Source organism: Paenibacillus sp. J2R1T-4 (assembly GCF_059692235.1).
Map to the genome: position 1 here is coordinate 222,668 of NZ_JCAUBA010000004.1, position 22,555 is coordinate 245,222.

A 22,555-nucleotide genomic window follows, 5' to 3' on the forward strand; every position below is an offset into this window, starting at 1 on the left:
TGCGTGAGTTGACTACAATGGTTCAAGGGGTGGCAACATGTCAGAGCAGCGTTTCGAACAAGCTCGCTTTGCTGCTTGGTTAGGGATCATCGGCAATATCCTTCTGGCAGCACTAAAAGGCATTGTGGGGTGGTTGTCAGGCAGTAAGGCACTGATGGCTGATGCGGCAAATTCAGCTTCAGATGTAGCAGGATCTATCGCTGTATTGATTGGACTCAAGGCTGCGAACAAACCGCCGGACGAGGATCATCCGTATGGTCACGGGAAAGCAGAGTCCGTCGCTGCTATTATTGTCTCCGTGTTGTTATTGTTAGTAGGACTGGAGATCGGTCTTTCTTCGATCAAAACGATTGTAAACGGAGTCGAGAGCGCTCCAGGATGGTTCGCCCTTATAGCAGTCGGGGTTGCGATGGTTGTAAAAGAAATATTGTTCCAATACAATATCCGCGTGGGCCGCCGAATATCGAGTCAGGCCCTCATTGCGAGCGCTTGGGACCATCGAACAGATGTGCTATCCTCAGTAGCAGTTCTTCTGGGTGTTGGCGGAGCGGTACTGGGTGAACGCTTTGGACATACATGGTTGTACTATGCCGATCCAGTGGCGGGATTGTTCGTTGCAGTTCTAGTTCTTCGTGTAGGGTATAACTTAGTAAAAGAGTCGATTCACACCTCCATTGATCATGTCCTGCACAAGGAAGAAACTGAGGATATGTTGGATACGGCATTAAGGATCAAAGGGGTCATTGCTGTAAATGATTTGCGAGCTAGAGAACACGGGCATTATGTTGTAGTCGATATCAAAATAAGCGTCAACCCTAAGATCACCGTTACGGAAGGTCATGAAATCGGCAAGGTTGTGAAGCAGCAGCTGCTGCGCAGGTTCAGTCATGTCTCGGATGTGATGATTCATGTCAATCCATACGATCCAGGCTATCCTTATAAAAATAATGTCGATTCGGATCAAACGGAGCATCCGAACCTGCTGCATTGACGAGGGAGGTATGTATGCTTCATTCGAAAGCAAGATGGGAAACAGCGGCAAGTGATCAGATGGCCGAACAACAATTAATACACGAATTGAAGCTGCACCCGGCTGTTGCCAAGCTATTAGTGGCAAGAGGAATAACAACCGTGGAACAAGCCGATCAATTCTTGAATGGTGGAAAGGATCATTTATATGATCCTTTTCTGTTGGATGGCATGCAGTTTGCAGTCGATCGAATAAGAAAAGCACTTCATCAGAAAGAGAAAATTCGAGTTTATGGAGATTATGACGCAGACGGGGTGAGCAGCACTGCCCTTATGACGCATTTGCTCAGACAACTCGGAGCCGAGTTCGATACATACATTCCCCATCGAACTCTGGAAGGCTACGGTCTTAATAATCAAGCATTAGATCATGCGCTGGAATGCGGAGTAACCCTGCTTATAACGGTCGATACCGGAATAAGTGCAGTAGAGCAGATCGCTTATGCGAATCAACTTGGAATCGATGTAATTGTGACAGACCATCATGAGCCGCCCGAGCTATTGCCTGATGCCTTGGTTATTCTCAATCCGAAGAAACCAGGATGTTCTTATCCGAATAAGCAGTTGGCTGGAGTAGGAGTTGCCTGGAAGTTAGCGCATGCCTTGTTAGGTGATGCTCCAGAATCATTGGCTGAATTCGCGGCGATAGGAACGGTTGCCGATCTGATGCCTCTGACAGGAGAGAATCGTTGTCTAGTTAAGTTAGGTCTGGAGCAATTAGCCAGAAGCAAGTATCCAGGTATACTGGCTTTATATAAAGTTTGCGGTATTACTAGTAAAGAAGTGAGCGCTTCGCATCTTGGATTCGGCCTGGCACCTAGAATAAATGCTAGCGGTCGGCTGCAGCATGCCAAAGAAGCGCTGCGGCTGCTTACTACAGAAGATGCCGATGAAGCAGACCTATTGGCTGCAGAGTTAGACAAACTGAACAAAGAACGTCAGCGTATCGTAGATGAGATGACGGAAGAAGCGCTATCCCTGTTTCATACTGCTCAGCAGGAACATGCTCACAAAGTAATTGTGATTGCAAAAGAAGGCTGGAATGCTGGTGTTATTGGTATCGTAGCAGCCAAGCTGCTGGAGAAATACTATCGACCTGTCATTATATTGACGATTGATGGTGAGACTAGTAAGGCGAAGGGCTCGGCTAGATCGATCAGAGGCTATGATATTCATAAAGCGCTGACGGAATGTCAGGAATTGCTTGAACACTATGGCGGTCATCAAGCAGCAGCAGGCATGACGTTGAAGCAAGAATGGATCGACCTTTTCCGGGATCGTTTGAACACGTATGCGGATGAGTGGCTTACGGAGGATGACTTCATTCCGTATATGCGAATAGATGCAGAATATGCTTTGAGTGATGTTTCCTTGGACAGCATTAACCAGATTGAAGCAATGGCTCCTTTTGGGATGGGGAATCCGTCACCGCGGTTCCATCTGTCCCAATTAGACGTGCAAGAGATGCGCACACTTGGCAGGGAGAAGCAGCATTTGAAGCTGCAGCTTGGTCAGAGTATACAAGAGATAGCTTGCTCGGTTGAAGCTATGGGATTCGGTCGGGGAGGGCTGACCGAATTCATTTCTCCAACCTCGAAGCTTGAAGTGATCGGTGAACTGTCGGTCAATGAATGGAACGGTGTTCGTAAGCCGCAGATCATAATCCAGGACATGCGTGTTGCCGAGCTGCAGGTGTTTGATTGGCGCGGTGTGAACCGGCTCCAGCACAAGTTGGGAGAGTTGGATAGTGCAAGAGCTAGTGCAAGTAGGTTCATGAGCAGAAGGAGTGAACCGCAGCGCGCGATTATTGTGGAGCGAGTGCTGCACTGGGAACGAGATCGCAAGCTCCTTGAGGCGACTGATTGGCTCTTGTATGGTTGGGATGAGTTGGACGGGGCAGTGCCATTGAATGATGCGGCCGCCCATGTTCCCATTGTTGATGTCACGGACTTGATGCTGTACTCGTTACCGGATACAGAAGCATCCTTGTATCGGTTGCTTGCGACAGCGCGAGCAGCGGAACGGATCTATCCCGTATTTGCGGATTGGAATACCGATGACTTCAAGCTGCCTGGACGAGAGGCATTCAAGAAAGTGTATACGAAGCTTCTACATACGGCGAGTTGGCCGAAGGATGACCAGCATGCACTTGAGCAATTTGCTCGGCAAACAGGTTTGTCACCTGCCATCATTCGGTTTATACTGTTAGTGTTTGAAGAGCTTTCCTTGGTTGAAAGCATAGGCTCGATACAGCGTACGGTAGTGTCGCCCGGCAAGACTGAACTAGAATCTGCTGAAGCCTATAAGAGGCGGTTGCATAGAATAGGGATGGAACAGTCCATGATCTATTCCTCAGCACAAGAATTAACACAATGGTTATTATTGAAAAGACAGGAAACGTACGCTATGGAGGTTTCAGTATGAATATTAAAGAGTACATTCGGGTTATTCCTGATTTTCCACAACCGGGTATTCGCTTCAAGGACATTACAACCTTACTAAGTAATGGTGAGGCTTATCGTCAGGTTATCGATTATTTGGCGGAGTATTACAAAGCGAGGGAAATCGATCTCATTGCAGGTCCTGAGGCACGCGGCTTCGTAGTTGGAGCACCGCTAGCCTATGCGTTAGGAGTAGGCTTCGTGCCGATTCGGAAGAGCGGCAAGCTGCCAAGCGAAACCATTGAAGCTGGCTACGATCTGGAATACGGCAAGGATAAGCTGGCCATGCACAAGGACGCGATCAAACCAGGTCAACGTGTGCTCATTGCAGATGATCTGCTTGCAACTGGCGGCACGATTCACACCTCGATCAATTTGGTCCAACAGCTGGGCGGCGAGGTAGTGGGTGCTGCATTTTTAATTGAGTTGTCCTATTTGAACGGACGTGAAAAGCTTGGCGGGATCGATGTCTTGTCCATGGTGCAATATTGATAGTAGGAGAGCCCTTTCCCAGGGCTCTTTTCTTTAACTGGAAAGGGACAGGAAGATGGAGTGAAGCGTCACGCGAACTAGGACTTATTACCTATACGATACAAAATAGTCATCATTATCCAATAACAGGTCATCATAATCCCTTCATTATGAAACCGCTCCCAACTATAATGGCAAGGACGACCATTATATCATTGGAGGAAGGTGACGTTTTGAGGAGTAGAATGTATATGCTTAATAGGTTGCTAATCGCCTGTTTGCTGTTTTCGCTTTTACCGTCTTTTGGACATACCGCCGCTTTGGCAGACGGACCACAAGGAGGGACAGTAACGGACACTGTCTATGCGGCATCGCAAGACGGAAGCAAGAAGATTAAGATCGATTATATCAACTTCAATGTCAACAAACCTGGTGAGCAAAAAAGTAATTATGTTGCGCTTTACACTAGCGGAACAGAGATTGTAAACAATACGACCTATACGAATAAAGTACTTGTAAAAAAGTTTAATGTCGCCATTCAAGTGGATAGCCATGGCGCAATTCTAGATGTAATCGGTCCCTTGTCATTGCCTGTCTCAGGAACCACCCAGTGGGAAGCCGATCAGTACATGGATATCCCTCAGGATGGATTCGTATTAATAGCGAGCGACAGCTCGTGGAACACGGCACCTAAGTACAGGGCTTCGCTTTTCGATATGCAAGGCAGCCCCATTCATCTCGAACGAGGAGGGCTGACGGTGGCGCCATCTGAACTGCTGGTGCCGTCTCTAAAGCTCACAACACTGTCCGGAACCACAGTTACGACAGCTACCTATACGGTAGAAGGCCGTATCGCGCAGTATGCTCCTGATCTTGGACTTGTCGTAAAAGTCGGGGAGTCGAACGCTGCTCTTCAAGCGAACGGTTCATTCAGCCAGTCGGTATCACTGGTCGAAGGTGCTAATAATATTTATGTCAAGCTATTCAAAAACGAAACGCTTCTTCAAGAGCAAATGATTACTCTGGCTTTTCAACCGCAGGCTGGTGATCTGATCGAGATCGAAGCACCGCCAGATGATATAACGATCATTGTGGAAGGACCAAAGAAGAAGATCGATTACATCGATAAGGATGTAACAGGAATAAGCAATATTTTTGCTCTGTACACTACGGAATTTGGTCCGTCCATTCAAATCCCTACCGTAAGTGTAGCCATCCAAGTAGACGCTACAGGGCATGTAACGAGGATGGTCAATCCCTCCGTCAATGGAGGTACTCCTAGCTGGACGGTAACGCCTACGGACCTGGAAATTCCACAGGGCGGATATGTGGTCATGGCCCAGGATAACAGCTATGCAAACAATTACATCAAAAGATACTTGGCAACAAAATTCAAAGTAGGGGATATCGCCAAGCTTCGTAAAAATGGGAATGTCGTACCCGTAACCGAGCTCATGACCGGCCAGGGCCAAATTCCGCGGCTTGTGCTGGATAACCTGCCGCTCTACACGATCAAGGAAACGACAACGACTATCACAGGTAAAGTGACGAATCCGGATGGTGCTTCTGTTACGGTTGATAATATTCCAGTTACGGTACAGCCGGATGGTACATTCAACTACTTGAAGCAGCTTACGGTTGGTCCGAACTATATGGATGTCATGTTGAGCAAAAATAATGTGCAGCATGATAAAAAAAGTGTTGTCGTCTACAGTAAGCCGGATCTGCCATCAGAAAAACAAGTGATACTATGGGTTGACCAAGCATCCAATGCAAGAAAATTACAGAGTAGCGCAAGCGTACTCGATTTCCTACGTAAAGCTAAGGATGCCGGTGTCACTGATATTGCCTTTGACGTTAAGGGAGTGGAAGGGTTCGTTTCCTACAAAAAGAACGACTTGACTAACCGTCCTTACGTCAGTGAAATGACGGCTCCGGAGCGTAGCGGATCTAATCCGGATCTGGATTTGCTCGAAGAGGTGATTACCCACAGCCGCACGCTCAATTTGAAGGTTCATGCAGCCTTTAACGTGTTTGCGGAGGGGTCCATTGCTGTAAAAGATTTCGCTGTGATCGATCAGCATCTGGACTGGGAGGAGCAAGTGTATCGCTCTGATGATAACGGACAGATTAAACGTCTTCGCGAGAGCGAGTATGGCAAAAGAGGACTTGCCGGCAATGCCAACGGGGCACTCGTGCTGTTCGTGAATCCTGCCAATGATCAGGTGCGCGATTATCAGTTGAAGACGTTCGAGGAAGTATTGAAGAACTATGATGTGGATGGGATCATTCTCGACCGCGGACGATACGATAACGAAACCGCTGATTTCAGTGATGTAACCAAGGCCAAATTCATCACGTTTTTGCAACAAAGAGGAAAACAACTGAATAACTGGCCGGATGACATTTTCAGATATGTTAACGGGAAGAGGACAGATGGTCCGCTCATCCAGGATTGGTGGGAATTCCGATCCGGCACGATCGAAAGCTTTGTGAAAGAGACGCATGATCTCGTAGCCGAGTATGAAGCCTCCAAGAACAGGTCGATCCAGACCGCGGCTTATGTAGGCGCTTGGTTCGAATCGTACTACTTGAATGGCGTACACTGGGGGAGCAAAGATTTCCGTTATGACAGCCGTCTGGGCTTTCCTACAAGCTCTATTTATACACCTGAATATTACCAAACCGGGTATATCAGTTATTTGGACTTCCTGATGGTGGGCACTTACTACAGTACGAAACAGGAAATTCAGAAGTATCTCACGATTGATACGATTGTGACCAATGGCGAGGTGCCGATCTATGCAGGAATGGCTTTGACAGATTTGCAATCGCCGGCTCTTCAGAAGGAAATTTTCCAAAATGCGCTCGGCAGCTCTAACGGCTTAATGTTATTCGATGCATCACTGGCGAACTGGCCGATTGTGAAAGCCTCCCTGAACAACCAGGATTACGTGAAGGATTATCAAATCGGAGTCAGTGATCCGAACGATCCGAACTCATTCATTGAGGGCAGTTATTATAATGTAAGCCGCAACACCAATGATATTAACGTATATAACGAAGAATTTGGCACTTCAACCGGAACGAACAAATTCGGTGTGGAAGTAGTTACAGATGCAACTGGAAAAGTAACTGCAGTCGTCAACAAGACCCAAGCGTCTACTTGGAACTGGACTGTTCCTCAGGATAACAACAGTTCAATTCCTGCAGGAGGCATGGTTGTATCGGCGATTGATCAGAGCGGGATTAGAACGAATCGTCAACTGCTTGCCAATACGTACGATGTTGGGGATAACATTAGAGCGGCAGCGCTTACCGGTTATATGGCCTATGACGGACAAACGGTAACCAATGCCAATCCTGACCTCTCAGGCAACGTGAAGGTGATGGGAGCAGGTTCGACAGTTGGCGTTAGCTTGAATGGTTCGGCGGCTGCGGTTAGCGCGAATGGTGATTTTACTGGCAAAGTGAACCTTCAGTCAGGGTTAAATACGATTACAATTGCCGTTTATGTGGATGGGATGAAGACGAATCAGAAATCCATTCAGATGACATATAATCCTCCGGTATTGCAGGATTTGGTTGTCAGCGGTTCTAATGGGCAATTGGCAGTAGGGGAAACTTCACAACTAAAAGTTGAAGCCTTATATGAGGATTCGAGCAAGATTGACATTACTGGTGAAGCGGTCTATACAAGCAGCAATCCGACCGTAGCATCTGTTGCGGCAAATGGACTTATCCGTGCAATTAAAGCTGGGCAGACAACGATTAGTGTAGATTATATGGGGAAAAAGCAAATGAGTAACGTCACTGTCCGTGTACTCTCCCCGACGCCGACCCTAAACGGTGTCCTCATGCCACCAACGGAAGTGAAGACATCTGTTATCGACGGCAAAACCGCCGTTGAAATCATTATCGATGCGGAGATGGTAGGGAGAGCAGCAGAGATGCTGGATTCGTTAGGTAAGAAAGCATCGGAACTGATCGTTGATGTGAAGGATGAAGTGCAGGTGGCTAAAGTCACTATTTCAGCCCAAGCCTTGGACGATGTAAGGAAAGTAGTGTTGACAGTAAAAACAGGGGCAGCTACATATCAGATGCCGACTGATTCGATTCATTTGGATGATATTTCCAAGGAATTAGGTGCACATGCAGCAAACGTTCAATTAGCGGTCACACTCGAGAAGAAGACCGGTGCAGAAGCGGAAGCGATCCAAGCAGCTGTTGAAGCAAAAGGCGGCTCAATGATCGGTGACGCATACAGTGTACAGGTATCTGCCATAGCTGGCGACAAAACTGTGGAGCTTGATTTCGGTAAGAAAAGTAAAAAGGATGTTTCGATTTCTTTCACATCGCCAAACATCTATTCGAAACACAACAAAGCCATTGAATATGATCAGGAAACAGGTGATATCGACTTTGTCCCGGTTCATTTCAATAAGGACAAAGAATTGACCACCATTAGCATCGATCATGTTACTAACAGCACATATGCCGTAGTAGTTATGGATAAACAGCAGGAACATAAAGATTAAGCTTGCTCTTATGAATGACAAGTAAAAATGATTAACATACAAACGAGCCTCCAGGGGCTCTTTTGTATGTCTAATAGAGTGAAGACTGGTGATCCTTATACAGAGGATGTTGAATTCTCTCCCCATTTATTGCCGATAGGTCCGATAGTTGACGCGATGCTTGCAGACAGGCATAATAATAGAAACGATACGTGACTATGGGCAGCAATTCTAGTAATGGAAAGGGTTTAACGATGGGCATTGAGCAGTTACTTGAACGGGCCGCCGCATACCTCAAGGAGAGCGACCTCAAACGAATTGAAGTTGCTTACGAATTCGCAGATAAGGCTCATCATGGGCAGGTGCGCAAATCGGGGGAGCCCTATATTCTTCATCCGTTGGCAGTAGCTGACATCCTGGTTAATATGCAGATGGATGTCACCTCTATTATAGCTTCTTTGCTGCATGATGTAGTAGAAGATACAACGGTATCCTTGGAGGCTGTTGAACAGCATTTCGGCAAAACTTGCGCGATGCTAGTCGACGGCTTAACGAAGCTGGAGAAAATTCAGTTTAAGTCCAAGGAAGAGCAGCAAAACGAGAATTATCGTAAAATGTTCGTTGCGATGGCGCAGGATATTCGTGTCATTCTTATTAAACTTGCCGATCGTCTGCATAATATGCGAACTTTGAAGTTTCAATCGGAGGAAAGTCAACGCCGCATCGCACATGAGACGCTCGAAATATTTTGTCCCATTGCTCACAGACTCGGGATATCGGCTATAAAGTGGGAGATGGAAGACATCGCGCTTCGCTTCTTGAATCCTCAGCAGTATTACCGGATCGTCAATTTGATGCAGAAGAAGCGTACCGAGCGTGAGCAGTATATCGCCGATATTATCGAGAACATCACCCATAAGCTGAGCGAGATGGGAATCGAGGGCGATATTTCGGGCAGACCGAAGCACATTTATAGCATCTATAAAAAAATGACAACCCGAAACAAACAGTTCAACGAAATTTTGGACCTGCTTGCCATTCGGGTTATTGTAGATAACATAAAAGATTGCTACGCCACACTCGGCATTATTCATACGTTATGGAAGCCTATGCCGGGAAGGTTCAAAGATTATATCGCTATGCCGAAGGCGAATATGTACCAGTCGCTGCATACGACAGTTGTCGGTCCAAGCGGGGAGCCGCTTGAGGTGCAGATTCGTACATGGGACATGCATCGGACGTCGGAGTTCGGGATCGCGGCGCACTGGGCATACAAAGAAGGAACCCTCGTACCTGTCGGCAGCTTTGAGGATAAGATGAGCTGGTTCAGGGAGATTCTTGAGCTCCAGCAGGAGACGAGCAACGCTTCCGAATTCATGGAATCGCTCAAGATGGACTTTTTCTCTGATCTAGTGTTTGTTTTTACGCCAAAAGGAGAAGTAATCGAGCTTCCTTCAGGCTCGGTCCCGTTGGATTTCGCTTATCGGATTCATACGGAGATTGGGAATCGCACTGTAGGCTCCAAAGTAAATGGTCGTATTGTGCCGCTTGATTATAAGCTGAACACGGGTGACATTGTAGAGATTCTTACCTCCAAGCATTCATACGGTCCGAGTCAAGACTGGATCAAGATAGCTCAATCTTCGCATGCACGCAGTAAAATCAAACAATGGTTCAAGAAAGAAAAGCGTGAGGAGAACGAGCAAAAAGGCAAAGAGCTGATTGAGCGTGAGTTAAAACGTCTGGGAATAGAGCCTCCGAAGCTGATGACGGAGGAGAATCTTCAAGAAGCTTGTAAGAAGTTTAACTTCAATGACATAGAAGATATGATGTCTGCTGTGGGCTTCGGCGGGATTACGGCCGCTCAAATCTGCACGAAGCTGACAGAGAAGATACGCCGAGAGGCTGAGGAACAGCAGCAGCATTCGCTGGAGCTTACTTCGGAAGTTAGAGAAGTAAAGGCTCCATCTGGGGAGCGCAAAACGCGTCCTACACATGGCGTAAGAGTCAAAGGCGTGGACAATGTACTTGTTCGCTTCGCCCGTTGCTGTAACCCTGTACCCGGGGACGATATTATCGGTTATATTACCCGTGGTCGCGGAGTATCCGTCCATCGCAGCAACTGCACGAACATCCCAACGGGAGAAGAGGATGACCTCAACCGGATGATCGATGTAGAGTGGGAAGTTTCTGTGGAATCGAACTATCACGTTGAGATCGAGATTACAGGACATGACCGCCGCGGTTTCCTGAACGAGGTGCTGCAAGCTGTTTCGGAGAGTAAAACGGTTATATCCGCCGTATCCGGTCGTTCCGATAAGAATAAAATGGCCATCGTGCATATGACGATTCTGATCAAACACATTGACCACCTTCAATCCGTTGTTGAGAAGATCAAGCGGGTGAAGGACGTCTATTCAGTTCAACGTATTATGCAGGGGTGAGTTCGGCGGCTCATGCTCCGCGGTCGGTTTCCACAAGTTTTTTTGAGCCGGATAGGGGGAGTGTAAGAGATGAGAATAGTCGTTCAGAGAAGTAAGGAAGCCCGGGTAGTCGTCGAAGGTATAACAGTGGGGCAAATCAGACAAGGACTCGTTCTGCTGGTGGGCATAACCCATGAAGATACGGAGAAGGATGCCCAATATTTGGCGGAAAAGCTGGCAGGGCTGCGTATTTTTGAAGATGAGCAAGGAAAAATGAATTTATCTGTGCTCGAGACAGGAGGGCAAATCCTGTCCGTGTCCCAGTTCACTCTATATGGCGATGTCCGCAAAGGGAAACGGCCTAATTTCATGGCAGCTGCTCGACCTGAACAAGCCGAGCCTCTATATGAGCGCTTCAACGATATGCTGAGAGAGCAGGGACTGGATGTACAAACAGGCAAATTCGGTGCAATGATGGATGTCGAATTGGTGAACTGGGGTCCCGTTACACTTGTGATCGATAGTAAATAAGCATAATCATACCCTTTCTAGGACAAACTAGACGATGATTGATCTATTCCATATGATCCCAAGGAGTATACCGTCATGCGTCAATCCAGTAAAGAAATGGTTGTGCAGCAGGCGGCTAACCGTCTATTGCATAATGATATGCAACAATCGTTAGGCATGGAAGCCGCTTCGTTCGCGATAGAGAGCGCCCAGGAGTGGGCGGTTGGAACGATGTCAGTCAGGCAATCCCCGCGAAGACCTATAAGATGAAATCGGCAGCCATTCATGAATCCCCTTCGTTATCGGAGGGGATTTTTTCATTAGTGGCACGCCGCTTACAGCTGAAGTTCAAGAGCGATTGTAGCCCATCTTTCTACCCTCCCACGCGCCATATGAGGTTCGACCGCCTCCCAAGCACTTTTTTCAGTCCAAAAAGGCCATACTGAAGCATTGACATGACATATTGATTGCGCTTACTTTTAATGAGAAAACCATCTACTGAGGGTCGCATAAGGTGATTAATTAGCGGAAGGATGTTGAAAATGCGGGTTGTGGTAGTGGAAGATCAACAGGAGCTTTGCAACGTATTAGCCAAACGGATCTCACAGCTTCATGATAAATACGAGATCGTCGGAAAGGCATATAACGGTCTGGATGGCCTCAAGATGATTCAAGCAACCGAGCCCGATGCAGCCTTTATTGATATTCGAATGCCTTTCATGGATGGACTTCAAGTGATGGAGCAATTAAATAAGGACGGGAACCATCGGACCAAATGCATCGTCCTGACCGCCTACTCCGATTTTCCCTATACACAGGCATCTATTCGCAGCGGCGCATTTGATTATTTATTGAAACCGGTATCTACGGGTATGCTGGAACAGGTGATGGACAGAGTCGTACGGAGCCTGGAGGCGCGTAAAGTTAATAATGCGGGTTCAATCGATTATGCCCTTGACCAACATGTCGCGAAACACCTGAACGATTGGGTACAGGACAAGAAAATAAAAGATGAACTGGTGTTGAAAGTCATTCACATCATCCAAGCGGAATACATGCACCCGATTACTCTGAATAATCTGGCCGAGAGACTTCATGTGAATGAGAGTCACCTCTGCCGTGTTTTTTCCAAAAAGGCGGAAATGAATTTGATCCAATTTCTGAATACCTTTCGGATCGAACTCGCGAAAATTCTAATGTGTTATCCGGAATTGAGAATTGGCGATATTGCCAAAATGACTGGTTTCTACAACATTAACTATTTCGGCAGACTCTTCAAAAAGCATACAGGTCTGTCCGCCTCGGAATACAAACAGCACTCGATGGATACGAAAGAGAGATCGGGATGAGAAACACCCTATACCCCATTAAGTCCTCCCTGCGCAGAAAAATGGTAATTGGTTTTATCGTTTTTGTGAGCATACCCCTCCTTTTTTTCGAATTCGTCTTGTTTCGCTCCTGGCTTGGGACAACCCGTGATATTGTCGTACATCAATATGAGACGATTTTGAATGATTCAACGCAGGGGCTGCAGCACAATATTACAACGATGGAAAAGATGAACGATTACATCTATCGCGATTACCAGCAGGATACGGTGTTCTATGACAAGTTGAAAGCGTACTCTGACGGTTCCTCCCTGCGAAATGATCCGTACTTAAATGCGGTCTTTTCACAGCTTAGCAATCAGTTTTTTGGCCAAAACAATGAAGAAATGATCTTCAGCTATTTGACCATAGGGGGGGACTTGATCTATCAACGCTCCAACCGTGCGGGAAAAGTTCATTTTCTTAGTTTTTTGTCACAGTATGACGAGGAAACATGGTTCCAGCAAATAGATGAGAACGGACCGGTCAATACCGTTTTGTCGGCTCATCGATCTTTGTTTCAGGCGGATTATGAGTCGATTTATTTCTCCTTCGGTCAGGTAATCCGGAGTCCGGTCGATTTGCAGCCAGTAGGCGTCAGCTTGCTTACGGTTAATGCTTCTGTGTTCGAAAAGCTGCTCAAATCACCTTCCGATCAAAAATGGATCAAGACGATCGTTACCGACCAGCATGGCAATCTGATGTTTACTAACGATCCGAGCGAGCCTATATCAAGTGATTCCTCCCACATTTACAAAAATACTATGAAGCCTTACAACTGGGAAATCAAGGCTTACTTGTCCAACGAGCAGCTCTCGCAAAGCTACATCGTGCCCATGATCCAGAACAACGGACTGTTCGTTATCGGGAATATGATAATGCTCGCTGCTATCATCGGGTTCATGACCCGTCAGCTCAAACCTTTATACATACTGGCTGACAAAATGAAGAAAGCCAAAGAAGGCCATTTCTATGTGAAAATCGGAAAATATTCGAGCGATGAACTAGGTATGTTAAGCGAAGTTTTCAATGACATGACTTCGGAGATTCAGCGGTTATTTGATAACCAGAAAACAGAGTATCAGGAGAAGCTTCATTTTCAGATGAAGGCGCTGGAGACCCAAATCAACCCCCATTTCATCTATAATATGCTCGATCTCATCCAGAGCCGTGTGTTCGATGCCAAGCCGGATGAAGCATCGGAGCTGATCGTGTCGCTATCTGTTATTATGCGGTATACGACAACCCGGCCTGGAGAGAAGGTCATGTTCGAAGAGGAAATCAAGTGGTTGAACGATTATATTTTTCTGCAGCAGCAGTTGATAGGCAGGAAAGTGAATGTCCGTCTCGAGATAGGGGAGGGGGTCATGACCTGTAAAGTACATAAGCTAATTTTGCAGCCCGTGATTGAGAATGTGTTCATTCATGGCTTTGAGGTGAATAAAGAGTCATTTGAATTGCTTATTCGAGCTTACTTCGAAGAGGGCTGGATTTGTTTTGAAATTGCTGATAACGGCAAAGGCTTCTCCTCACCGGTAGAGCTGGAATTGACCCGCGAGAACGTGGACGAGTTGAAGAATTGGGGCACTGGCTTGTATGTGACAGCCCAGCGGTTCCTGCTCCAAACCGAATATGCGGTCATCTATATACAGAGCGCTCCAGAAGCGGGCACCCGAGTGATCATGAAGCAAATTTTGTGCGACTAGATGCAAACTTCGTGTGATAGAACGATTTATGATAGCGCTTTATAATGAAACTAGTGAAGAGAAGGAGGTAACTCAATTGTTCCGTAAATCGATTACATGGGGTGTCATCTGTTCATTATTGCTAGTCATGGTGGGCTGTTCAAGCAATGAGCCGAACCAAGGAGCCACGGACAAGCCACAAAGCACAGCGACAGCGAAGAAGGATCCGGTCACGCTCAAGATGCAGATCGCAGAAGGTCTGATTGTCAACAGAGACACAGTATTAGGCATGATTGCAGAATTCAACAAAGTGCATCCGGAGATCAAAGTGGAATTGGAGACGCTTCCTGCCGATCAAAGAAATGCAAAGCTGCAAACGATGATCACGACGGCAGAAATGCCCGACATTTATCAGCTTAATGCACTGCACGAACTCACCGCACTATCGAATAAAGCCGGGAATCTATACGATCTGAGCCAGCTGGAAGCTGCCAAAAACTTCTCGGAGGATATTCGCAAAGGCGTTACGGTAGATGGGAAAATGGCGACATTTCCAACCGGACTCGGTTTCGTAGGGTTAGCGTACAATATTCCCCTATTCGAATCCATCGGCTACTCGAAGCCGCCTCAAACATGGGAGGAGTTAATGGATGCGGGGGAAAAGCTGAAAGCGAAAAACATTCCGCTCATGGTGTACGCAGGCAAGTGGGCAACAGCAATCGGCAACGTGTTCCACTGGACGTTCGGGAACAAAGGGCTCAAGGATAAGGATTTCCAGACCGCTTATTTGACGAATAAAGTGGATTGGACGAAATACAAGGATGTCCTGCTGGAAGGCTATGATCGCTTCAACAAGCTGAATAAATATGTGCTGACAGGAAGCTTCACGTATTCCATCGAACAAGGCTACCAGGCGTTTGCCAAAGGTCAGGCAGCTATGGTGCTTGGAGGTACATGGGCGTCGGCTAATATCGATCAGCAAAACCCGAGCTTCAAATGGGGTTTCATGAATTTGCCTTATGCCCCGGATAAGGATAATAGCTACGTCTATACGATTGAGGACGGGATGGCCATTAATGCCAAATCCAAGCATTTGGAAGAGACCAAAACGTTCATGAACTGGTTCTTTAGCAAAGATAATTTCGCCAAGATCATTAAGGCCAAAAAGAACATGTCAGCGATGCCTGGCGTTGGTGAAATCATTCCAGTATTCGCCGAAACGGAGAATTGGCTTAAATCAGGCAGAGTCACTACATTCGCTAACTTGGGGCCGATGACAAACCCAGTCTTCATCAAGCTTAGCGAGACAGCGCAGGCCGTTACATTCGGCGATGATGTGAACAAATTATCGAATGAGTTCATTAAGGAATACAACGATAAAATTAAAAAATAAGTGACCCAAAATGGGGGAGGGCAGGCTTCATGCTTCTCTCCTTCCTATTTCATAACCTACTCCTAAGTACGGAGGACCCGCATGAAAAGCAAAGGTACGCTGAAAAGCAAAACGTTCTGGACAGGAATCCTGTTCCTGGTTCCGATTTCCCTCATGATCTTCACTTTCATGCTCATCCCTGTTTTTCAAACGATGTATTACAGCTTAACGGATTGGGACGGGCTGGGAGACTATCGGTTTATCGGCTTGAAAAATTACGAGCGAATATTCTCGGACATATCCTTCGTCAAGACCATGTACCGCACACTGTGGATGGGGCTCACTATCGCTTTGCTGACGAATGTGCTGGGCTTGCTGCTCGCCCTCGCCGTCAACCAGGCGTTTAGGACGAAAAATCTGATCCGGACATTGTTTTATTTTCCTAAACTGCTCCCTATCGTATTAGGCGCGTACGTCTGGGGGTTTATTCTCGACACGAACAACGGATTAATGAATAAATTGCTTAGCGATCTGCTAGGCACACCGATCAAAGTGCTGTGGGTTGATTCCCCCGACTATGTCGTCTACACGATCATTATGGTGGCAGTATGGCAGCTGACAGGACCCATCATGATTGTATACTTGGCATCGCTTCAATTCGTTCCCAATGAAATCAAGGAAGCGGCCATTGTTGACGGAGCTTCGCCCGTCAGGAAATTTTTCAGCATTATTCTACCGATGATTGCTCCAGGGATTACGGTTAATACGCTCATTGGACTGGCGGCGGGACTCAAATTATTCGATCTGCCGTTCGCCTTGACCGGAGGAGGCCCAGCAAGAGCGAGCGAGACGCTTGCCATCCGGATTTACAGAAATGCTTTCCAATCGCTTGATCTGGCTTACGGAATGGCAGCCGCTTTCATATTAGTTGTGTTCGTACTAGTGATTACGGTTCTGTTCGTTGTGATGACGAAACGGTATGAAGGGAGGGCTTACGAATGAATCCGCGAATGAAAAGAAAATTGTTCGAAGGATCCATCCTTCTGCTTGCGCTTCTTTACAGTGTCCCTCTGTATCTGATTGCCGTCAATTCGTTGAAATCCAATGAGCAGATTTTGCAGCGCCCGTTAGCAATTCCAGATTTCAGCGTGGGCATTGATAATTTTGTTCGGGCTTTCCATGCGATGGACATTCTCAAAGCCTATGCCGTTACTTTTTCCATTGCGATGATGAGCATAGCCTATGTCTTGTTTTTCTCTTCCATGGCTGCATACGCGATCGCCAGAATCAATCACTGGTTCTTCCGAGCGATCTATTGGTTCTATGTTTCACTTATCATGATGCCGATTCAAGCCGCTTTCATCCCGCTCATCTTTGTCCTCAAGAAGCTAAATCTGTACAATAACTTGTTTGGAATCTCGTTTGTATATATTGGGGTAATGGCCTCTTTCAGTATTTTCATGTTTGTCGGGTTTATCCGGGGCATCTCGATTGAACTAGAGGAGGCCGCCAAGATAGAAGGCTGTTCGACGCTCCGGCTGTTCATCCAAATCATTTTCCCGCTGTTGAAGCCGATCAGCGCAACGTTATTCATCTTTCATTTCGTGCATATATGGGACGACCTGCTGCTGCCGCTCGTGCTTCTGACTTCGAATAAATATCCGACGGTCACCTTAAGCCTATACAAGTTTTTCTCTGATCTTGGGCAGACCGATCTCAGCTTGCTTTTCGGCGGGTTCATCCTTGTGTTGGCGCCGGTCATCATCATGTTTTTGTTCTTGCAGAGATATTTCATAAGCGGGCTGCAGGCTGGGGCTTTGAAGGGGTGATTAGTGCAAGGGAGGGCAAAAAGGCATGAGTGCAGGGGAGGGCAAAAGGCGGATGAGTGCAAGGGAGGGCAAAAGGCGGATGAGTGCAAGGGAGGGCAAAAAGGCGGGCTCCAATCGCAGTTGTACTTGATTCCTTTTGATTATATTTTTATGGTTAGGATTCAAGTACAAAGGCGAACGCTGACGCTTTTCCGCTCCACCTTTCCGCCCTCTCTTGTTCTATATGTGTGGGTAGTGTAAGGTATTAAGGATAAATAAGGACGTATTTTCTACAGTCGTAGAAAATACGTCCTTATTGTTAGCTCGGAGGGACCGGTTAGTGTTTTTCATAAAGACTCGGGCTGTGGTAAACTGGTACAAGTAATGGCTGCACCATCGTCCAGCTTAGGACGGCCTATGTTAAAGAAGAGAGGCGATTGTACGTGAAGGTCGAAATTGTTCAAGTCGGGTTTCAGGATTACCGGTTTGACATTTATCATACATGGAAGCTGTTTTTTGAAGAGGTTGAGCTAACTTATCAGGGGGATAACGCTAGGGAAGAATCAGAATCGTTAACGAGTTCGACCACTGACCAAGCGGCAAGCATTGAACATTGGAGGATGACGATCCAACTTGAAGAGAACGCGGCTTCTAGCAAACTGGGGACCGCCAAAGCGCATGTTCTATTAGAACGATTCCATCCTGATCAGGAGTCGGTTGCATGGGTGAACGATCGTTCCCAGGAGCTCCGCAGTACGACTGCTGACACGCAAAGACGTGAAGTAAAACGGCTCATCTGCAAAACGATGCTGAAAGTGCTTGAAGAGGCGACTGGCCTAGATATGCCTTGGGGCGTCTTAACGGGTGTTCGCCCAACCAAGCTGATGCACAACTTGCTGATGAAGCACGGCCGAGAGTATAGTGTGAATTGGCTGCAGGAGGAATACCTGCTCACGGAAGAGAAGGCTACGCTTATTGCCGATGTGGCCGAGAGGCAGCTCAAGGTCATTCCAGACCTGTTCGACATGGATCGAGAGGTCAGCATTTACATTGGAATTCCATTCTGCCCGACCAAATGTGCTTACTGTACGTTCCCTGCGTACGATATCAGAAGCAATAAAGGGTCGGTTAACAGCTTTCTTGATGGACTGCACCATGAGATTCGCGAGACCGGCAGATGGCTTACGCAAGCAGGGTTGGGCATCACAACAATATATTGGGGCGGCGGAACGCCTACTAGTATTACAGCGGAAGAGATGGATGCCCTGTTCGTGACTTTGCATGAATCATTCCCTGCGATGGATCGGGTTCGAGAGCTCACAGTTGAGGCGGGAAGGCCGGATACGATTACGCCGGAAAAACTGCAGGTTATGCTTAAGTGGAAGGTGGATCGGATCAGCATTAATCCACAGAGCTTCACACAGCTCACACTTGATAAGATTGGACGTCATCATACGGTGGAAGAGACCGTCGAGAAGTTTGTTTTGTCACGTGAAATGGGGATGGACAACATCAACATGGATCTCATAATCGGATTGCCGAATGAGGGTGTCGCCGAATTCCGGCACACTCTGGATGAGACGGCCAAGCTGCTGCCTGAATCGCTGACGGTGCATACGCTATCTTTCAAGAGAGCCTCCAAGATGACCCAGAATCGCGACCAGTATGAAGTGGCGGAGCGTGATGAAGTTGGCGAGATGATGGATATGGCCATGCAGTTCATGCAAGATAACAAGTATGTACCTTATTATCTGTACAGGCAGAAAAACATATTGGGTAATCTCGAGAACGTGGGATACTCGCTTGAAGGACGTGAGAGCTTATACAACATCGTCATGATGGAAGAGCGTCAGACCATTGTAGGGATCGGCTGTGGAGCTGTGAGCAAAATTTTGTTCCCGCAAGAGCTTGACCCGGACGGCAATGAGCATCGGAAAATCGAACGATTCCCGAATCCGAAGGATCCTGCTATCTACAACCAGTCCTACAAGGAATATTTGGCCAAAAAGCTAAAGCTGATGGATGAAGCCTATAACCTATCGATTCGGGGATAATGAGGGGGAGCTCCCATGAGTAAGCCGATCGCGAACTGGTCTCAGCTGCGAAATGTTATTGCCAACATTCATGTTTCACTCTCTCTGGCTGCGTATACGAAGGTGAACTCCAAATGGAGGCAGATGGATTTCGTCCCGGATTTTTGCCGATTTTATTATATTAAAGAAGGCGAGGGCGGTCTTGAAATTGATGGGATCACCTACTATCCTAAGCCAGGGCAGCTCTTCGTCATGCCTGCCGATGTGAAGCAATCGTACTACACGATGAGTGAGGAACATACATTCGGCAAGCACTGGTGCCATTTCACTGCCAAGATTGGGGATCGAGATTTATTCGGCCTGCTGAATCTTCCAGTTTCCATTGAGGTCGAGGACGCGGATTATGTAACCCGTTTGTTCGAGCAATTAACGATTCAGTACGAGAGCGAACATTTTACTGCGGTAATGCGGCAAAAGTCCATTTTGCTAGAGATCATAGCTTATTTTCTGGAACATGCTTGGGGTAAGAATAGCGGGAACCGGAATGGAGCGGGGACGCAGCGGATGCAGCATCTTCAGACGGTGCTTCATTACATCGAGAATCATTTGGGCGAGACAATCAGCGTGAACGAGTTGGCAGAGTTGGTCCATTTTCACCCGAACTATTTCATTCGACACTTTCATGAGCTCGTAGGGATGTCCCCGATACAATATATCAATCACCTTAAGATTGAAAAGGCTATGCAACTGCTATTGGCGGATATGCAGCTATCAGTCTCGGATGTCGCTAGTGCCGTTGGTATGGAGCTTTATTATTTTTCCAGGCTGTTTAAGAAGCATACAGGGTTATCACCTACGGATTATAGACAACTATTTCTTCAAGCATGAATGATTAAAACGACCTGAACAAGCGATTGCATCTCCGTATTTATTTTCGTATGGAGCCGAGCAGTCGCTTTTTTTGTCTGGAATGCGTTAGTTTTGTGCAAATAGATGTAAGCATTTTCTATTCTGCTTTACGCTCGACTCTTTTACACTGTGGATATAAAGATCCTTGAGGGTCTTGAATACAGGTGGCGGAGGGAACCAAGAATGACGAAACCCATAAAGCTTTTGACAGATGAGCAAATGAAGCAATTTATTACTAACGGATTTCTTATTCTTAAGACGGATTTCTCCAGTGAGTTCCATGATCGACTGCTTGGCAGCCTAAGCGAGGTATACAGTAAGGAAGGGAATCCGGGCAACAACCTTTTGCCGCGCATTCGAGAGGTGCAGACTGTTTTTGACCATCCGGTTATCGACGGGGCGCTCACTAGCGTATTGGGCTCCGGCTATATGCTGCATGCACATCGCCATGGACATTATAATAACTCTCCGAAGCCCGGCGGGTGGCACAAGGATAGCTATTGGGGCTATTCCCGTTTGAGGAATCACAGACCTTGGTGGGCGATGATTATGTATTTTCCGCAGGACACACCGCTTGAGCTTGGACCGACGGGTGTATTTCCCGGTACACATTTGTATGAGACTCGTATATTTTCTGAAGATGATAGTACAGATGAGGCAACTGCCGCCGGAAAAGCAGGAACTTTTGCTTTGATCCACTATGACATCTGGCATCGTTCAACCGCTAATCAGCTTGGGACGGAACGGTTTATGCTCAAGTTCGAGTTCATGCGGACACAAGCGCCTACTCAGCCAAGCTGGGATAATCATGAAGCGGAGTGGACAACACCAACCGATCTAAACCCGGTCCTTTATTCGCACGAGGTGATCTGGCAGGACACTTGGAATTGGCTGTCTGGTCGATCGCAGCATTCCGCTGATGGGCCTGCATTGGAGCAAATCGCAGCGACCTCTGCAAAGGATATAGGTGCAGAGCAAGCAAGTGCTGAGGATGCTGCTGTAGGTGAGGTTATCAAGCAGCTGCAAAGTGAGGATGTGCGTGTACGGACAGAGGCGGCGGACAGGCTCGCCATCTGGGAGTGGAATGAGGAGTCGTCGCCTCATTACGACGACGCCGTGGCCGCCCTCGCGCTCACGCTCGAGTCCGCGTTCGAGCCTGCGGCTCTGAACGCGGCCTACGGGCTCGCGCGCCTCGGCGGCGCGGGCTTGGCAGCGCTGCATCGCACGCTGCTGCACGGCTCGCGGCCCGCTTCGCGAACGGCCGCGTACGGCTTGACCGCCGCCGGTGCTCCGGCGGTGGAAGGGCTGCTGGCCGCACTCGACAGCGGCCAGGAGGATGCGGCCGCGCATGCGGCCTTCGCCCTTGGCGAGCTGCGCGAGGCGGCGGCAGCCGCCGTGCCCGCGCTTGCGCGCCTGCGGGCGCACGAGGCGGTGCGCGTGCGCTCGGAGGCCGTCGATGCGCTGGGGCGCATCGGCGTGCCGGCCGAAGCTTGCACAGCCGCGCTGGCGAGCAGCCTGCAGGATGAGAGCGTGCAAGTCCGGTTCATGGCTGGACTTGCATTGACAATGCTTGGCGCTAATGCCGAGGCGGCCGTGCCTGCGCTAATTACAGCTTTGGACGACGATAATCGTTACGTCCGCGCCCATGCCGCTGAAGCGTTGTACTACATCGGCACAGATAGGGCTAAGGATGCGCTCATACGCTTCCTCCGTACATCACGCTGGTGCCCTAGCACAACATCGACCAGCACGTTCTATCCTTGAAAGATTAGCCTGCAATACGCGTCAATAGTTAAAGGTGCTTAGTTGAAGTACGGCTTGACCATTTCAACGACACATGCAAAGAAGCTCTCAGAAACCACCAGTCAGGTGTTTTCTGGGAGCTTTTGTTCTGATCAAGCTTGGCCCAATGTGAGAAGTAACTGCAAAACCTGCAGCTAATTTTCCATGAACAATAACTATTTCAGTTAGTTACTGTAAAACCTACATC

16 protein-coding genes are annotated in these 22,555 nt (G+C 47.7%); all 16 read left to right on the forward strand.

Features of this window, described 5'->3' with window-relative positions:
• Positions 1 to 37 precede the first annotated feature (37 nt).
• The 16 genes from AC58QD_RS09950 to AC58QD_RS10025 all read left to right on the forward strand — a co-directional run bounded on the left by AC58QD_RS09950 (position 38) and on the right by AC58QD_RS10025 (position 22,329).
• On the forward strand, positions 38 to 991 hold the full coding sequence (locus AC58QD_RS09950; protein WP_497332597.1) for a cation diffusion facilitator family transporter: 954 nt from the start codon (positions 38 to 40) through the stop codon (positions 989 to 991).
• A 14-nt stretch (positions 992 to 1,005) separates the two neighbouring features.
• The gene (recJ, locus tag AC58QD_RS09955; RefSeq protein WP_497332599.1) at positions 1,006 to 3,453 is read left to right on the forward strand and encodes a single-stranded-DNA-specific exonuclease RecJ; all 2,448 of its coding nucleotides are present in this window, start codon (positions 1,006 to 1,008) and stop codon (positions 3,451 to 3,453) included.
• A complete protein-coding gene (locus AC58QD_RS09960) occupies positions 3,450 to 3,962 on the forward strand; it encodes an adenine phosphoribosyltransferase (RefSeq protein ID WP_497332601.1) in 513 nt (170 codons plus the stop codon). Before recJ ends, AC58QD_RS09960 begins: the two co-directional genes overlap by 4 nt.
• A 230-nt stretch (positions 3,963 to 4,192) precedes the next feature.
• Positions 4,193 to 8,479 (forward strand): family 10 glycosylhydrolase, encoded by a 4,287-nt coding sequence (locus tag AC58QD_RS09965; RefSeq protein WP_497332603.1) that lies wholly within the window; start codon positions 4,193 to 4,195, stop codon positions 8,477 to 8,479.
• A gap of 66 nt (positions 8,480 to 8,545) precedes the next feature.
• A complete protein-coding gene (locus tag AC58QD_RS09970) occupies positions 8,546 to 8,674 on the forward strand; it encodes a hypothetical protein (RefSeq protein WP_497332605.1) in 129 nt (42 codons plus the stop codon).
• A 38-nt stretch (positions 8,675 to 8,712) separates the two neighbouring features.
• A complete protein-coding gene (locus AC58QD_RS09975) occupies positions 8,713 to 10,902 on the forward strand; it encodes a RelA/SpoT family protein (protein ID WP_497332607.1) in 2,190 nt (729 codons plus the stop codon).
• Between the two features lie 69 nt (positions 10,903 to 10,971).
• The gene (gene dtd / locus AC58QD_RS09980; RefSeq protein ID WP_497332609.1) at positions 10,972 to 11,412 is read left to right on the forward strand and encodes a D-aminoacyl-tRNA deacylase; all 441 of its coding nucleotides are present in this window, start codon (positions 10,972 to 10,974) and stop codon (positions 11,410 to 11,412) included.
• 75 nt (positions 11,413 to 11,487) lie between these two features.
• Positions 11,488 to 11,661 (forward strand): hypothetical protein, encoded by a 174-nt coding sequence (locus tag AC58QD_RS09985; RefSeq protein WP_497332611.1) that lies wholly within the window; start codon positions 11,488 to 11,490, stop codon positions 11,659 to 11,661.
• 272 nt (positions 11,662 to 11,933) lie between these two features.
• Positions 11,934 to 12,740: a response regulator transcription factor gene (locus AC58QD_RS09990; RefSeq protein WP_497332613.1), complete on the forward strand. Its 807-nt coding sequence runs from the start codon at positions 11,934 to 11,936 to the stop codon at positions 12,738 to 12,740.
• The gene (locus AC58QD_RS09995) at positions 12,737 to 14,464 is read left to right on the forward strand and encodes a sensor histidine kinase (RefSeq protein WP_497332615.1); all 1,728 of its coding nucleotides are present in this window, start codon (positions 12,737 to 12,739) and stop codon (positions 14,462 to 14,464) included. Before AC58QD_RS09990 ends, AC58QD_RS09995 begins: the two co-directional genes overlap by 4 nt.
• Before the next feature lie 76 nt (positions 14,465 to 14,540).
• On the forward strand, positions 14,541 to 15,836 hold the full coding sequence (locus AC58QD_RS10000) for an ABC transporter substrate-binding protein (protein WP_497332617.1): 1,296 nt from the start codon (positions 14,541 to 14,543) through the stop codon (positions 15,834 to 15,836).
• Positions 15,837 to 15,917: 81 nt separating this feature from the next.
• Positions 15,918 to 16,817, forward strand: a complete 900-nt coding sequence (locus tag AC58QD_RS10005) for a carbohydrate ABC transporter permease (protein ID WP_497332619.1) — start codon at positions 15,918 to 15,920, stop codon at positions 16,815 to 16,817.
• Positions 16,814 to 17,644, forward strand: a complete 831-nt coding sequence (locus AC58QD_RS10010; protein ID WP_497332621.1) for a carbohydrate ABC transporter permease — start codon at positions 16,814 to 16,816, stop codon at positions 17,642 to 17,644. The genes AC58QD_RS10005 and AC58QD_RS10010 overlap by 4 nt, the downstream gene beginning before the upstream one ends.
• Positions 17,645 to 18,066: 422 nt before the next feature.
• The gene (locus tag AC58QD_RS10015; RefSeq protein ID WP_497332623.1) at positions 18,067 to 19,677 is read left to right on the forward strand and encodes a coproporphyrinogen III oxidase; all 1,611 of its coding nucleotides are present in this window, start codon (positions 18,067 to 18,069) and stop codon (positions 19,675 to 19,677) included.
• Positions 19,678 to 19,692: 15 nt separating this feature from the next.
• Positions 19,693 to 20,544, forward strand: coding sequence for an AraC family transcriptional regulator (locus AC58QD_RS10020; protein WP_497332625.1), 852 nt, complete (start codon positions 19,693 to 19,695; stop codon positions 20,542 to 20,544).
• A 204-nt stretch (positions 20,545 to 20,748) separates the two neighbouring features.
• Complete coding sequence (locus tag AC58QD_RS10025) at positions 20,749 to 22,329, forward strand: HEAT repeat domain-containing protein (RefSeq protein WP_497332627.1); 1,581 nt, start codon at positions 20,749 to 20,751, stop codon at positions 22,327 to 22,329.
• Positions 22,330 to 22,555: the final 226 nt, after the last annotated feature.

Excerpts from the sequence above, each read along its gene's own strand:
- AC58QD_RS09950 (WP_497332597.1), top strand. The coding sequence starts at position 38 with ATGTCAGAGCAGCGTTTCGAACAAGCTCGCTTTGCTGCTTGGTTAGGG.
- recJ (WP_497332599.1), top strand. The coding sequence starts at position 1,006 with ATGCTTCATTCGAAAGCAAGATGGGAAACAGCGGCAAGTGATCAGATG.
- AC58QD_RS09960 (WP_497332601.1), top strand. The coding sequence starts at position 3,450 with ATGAATATTAAAGAGTACATTCGGGTTATTCCTGATTTTCCACAACCG.
- AC58QD_RS09965 (WP_497332603.1), top strand. The coding sequence starts at position 4,193 with ATGCTTAATAGGTTGCTAATCGCCTGTTTGCTGTTTTCGCTTTTACCG.
- AC58QD_RS09970 (WP_497332605.1), top strand. The coding sequence starts at position 8,546 with ATGTCTAATAGAGTGAAGACTGGTGATCCTTATACAGAGGATGTTGAA.
- AC58QD_RS09975 (WP_497332607.1), top strand. The coding sequence starts at position 8,713 with ATGGGCATTGAGCAGTTACTTGAACGGGCCGCCGCATACCTCAAGGAG.
- dtd (WP_497332609.1), top strand. The coding sequence starts at position 10,972 with ATGAGAATAGTCGTTCAGAGAAGTAAGGAAGCCCGGGTAGTCGTCGAA.
- AC58QD_RS09985 (WP_497332611.1), top strand. The coding sequence starts at position 11,488 with ATGCGTCAATCCAGTAAAGAAATGGTTGTGCAGCAGGCGGCTAACCGT.
- AC58QD_RS09990 (WP_497332613.1), top strand. The coding sequence starts at position 11,934 with ATGCGGGTTGTGGTAGTGGAAGATCAACAGGAGCTTTGCAACGTATTA.
- AC58QD_RS09995 (WP_497332615.1), top strand. The coding sequence starts at position 12,737 with ATGAGAAACACCCTATACCCCATTAAGTCCTCCCTGCGCAGAAAAATG.
- AC58QD_RS10005 (WP_497332619.1), top strand. The coding sequence starts at position 15,918 with ATGAAAAGCAAAGGTACGCTGAAAAGCAAAACGTTCTGGACAGGAATC.
- AC58QD_RS10010 (WP_497332621.1), top strand. The coding sequence starts at position 16,814 with ATGAATCCGCGAATGAAAAGAAAATTGTTCGAAGGATCCATCCTTCTG.
- AC58QD_RS10020 (WP_497332625.1), top strand. The coding sequence starts at position 19,693 with ATGAGTAAGCCGATCGCGAACTGGTCTCAGCTGCGAAATGTTATTGCC.
- AC58QD_RS10025 (WP_497332627.1), top strand. The coding sequence starts at position 20,749 with ATGACGAAACCCATAAAGCTTTTGACAGATGAGCAAATGAAGCAATTT.